The following is a 1,549-nucleotide window of genomic DNA, read 5'->3' as shown; positions in this document are numbered from 1 at the left end:
GTACCTCATGGTCTATATTGTCGAAGAAACCTTTAATGTCTCCCTCGATGAACCATTTTGTACCATTGAATGTCTTTTGTATGCTCCAAAGTGCAGTCTGCGGACTTCTCTGTGGTCTGAAACCATGAGAAGATTTTTCAAAACTGCCCTCGTAGATTGCTTCCAAAATCATTTTTATAACCTCTTGCAGAAGTTTGTCAATGAATGACGGAATACCCAGCGGTCGCATTTTCCCGCTTTTCTTGGGAATGTAGACCCGCTGAGAGGGATTTGGCTGGTACGTCTCGTCTTTGAGTGTACCTATCAACCGTTCAATATGGGATATACTGAACCCGTCGATGGTTTTTCCATCGACACCTTTCGTCATATTGCCCTGCTTCGCATAGATACTTTGATAGGCAATGTAGTACATCTCTTCATTAAACAGTAACCGATACAAACGTTCAAACTTGTAAGCTAAGTCGGAACTATGTTGTGTTAGACTGTTTAATATCTTTTCTGGATTTCTTTTCATGTCTCTCACATTTTCCAAAATTTGACATTAAACGATATTGGCTGCTTCCCTTCGCCATGTACAAGGCTTTCCCTTGCTCGGACTACTACGGAAGCTCTGTTGCCATATGGGTTGCCCCACTTAGGCAATCCCCGTTTAGACATATAATAACTATTAGCATGATAGATTGTCGGATACGACTTTCGTCCTTTACTATGTATGTAGTTGCTCCGTGATAAGTTCTTTTGCCCAAGCAACCTGCAAGGAGAAGTTGGGTATCACGGCTTGGCGTAGGATGACTTTTTGAGTCATATAACTGTCTTCCGCCAAGGCTTAAGCATCGAGCCGCTTAGACTATCGTTCAACCAGTATAGGCTTTATCCTCATATCTATCGTTTCACCTCGCCACTCGGTCAGGACTTGACAGTTAGTCCACTCGTGGCTTTTCCGACATGCTACACTCCCCATCGTCTTTCGTTGAATGGATAAGTCGGCTGGTGATAGGTTATTATTTCAAAGAACACGAACCTAATAGCTTGCCAAAGCTATATTTATTATATGCCCTTACGGGCGCACTTGGAGCTGGTCTTGCGCCCCGCCTTTCCATGCGTCCATGAATGGCGATAGATAATTCTCCAGCTCACGGTATGATGTGAGTATCGGAAATATGTCCTCATAGTTGCGGTTAAGGAACTCTATCGCATGGGGAAAGGTACAATACTTGCCACCCTCGTAAATTTTGAGAAACCACATAATCGCGGCCAAGAGGATAATCGGTGACTCCACAAAGAAATCTCCCTGCTTTTGAATCCATGTCTTGTTCAAATTTAAGAGGATAGTATATGCCGATTCGTATGCGTCGGCTATGTCTGTCATAAAATCCGGGTGTATCGGATTGCACCTGTTGCTGCGCATAGGGTCATCGAAGTTGATGACATAGAACTTTACCCCCTTCGGATACTTGTCCTTGTTCTTTTTCAGATGATTATACACGATTGTGGATAGATCCGGGGCGGGTAGGTCGGCGCCCTTGCGGACGCTTTCCCCCCTAAGAAC

1 protein-coding gene and 1 pseudogene are annotated in these 1,549 nt (G+C 44.2%); both read right to left on the bottom strand.

Annotated elements, in window-relative coordinates:
- Positions 1–514 (bottom strand): reverse transcriptase domain-containing protein (locus C5O24_RS13255; RefSeq protein ID WP_240605027.1); only part of this gene is annotated, 514 nt, incomplete at its 3' end.
- A gap of 558 nt (positions 515–1,072) precedes the next feature.
- A pseudogene (locus C5O24_RS13250) lies at positions 1,073–1,549 on the bottom strand (conjugal transfer protein TraG); the annotation flags it as partial.

The sequence above is a fragment of the Paramuribaculum intestinale genome, assembly GCF_003024925.1.
Lineage (GTDB): Bacteria > Bacteroidota > Bacteroidia > Bacteroidales > Muribaculaceae > Paramuribaculum > Paramuribaculum intestinale.
The sequence above is the reverse complement of the archived record's forward strand: the minus strand, read 5'-3'. Positions and strand labels throughout refer to the sequence as shown.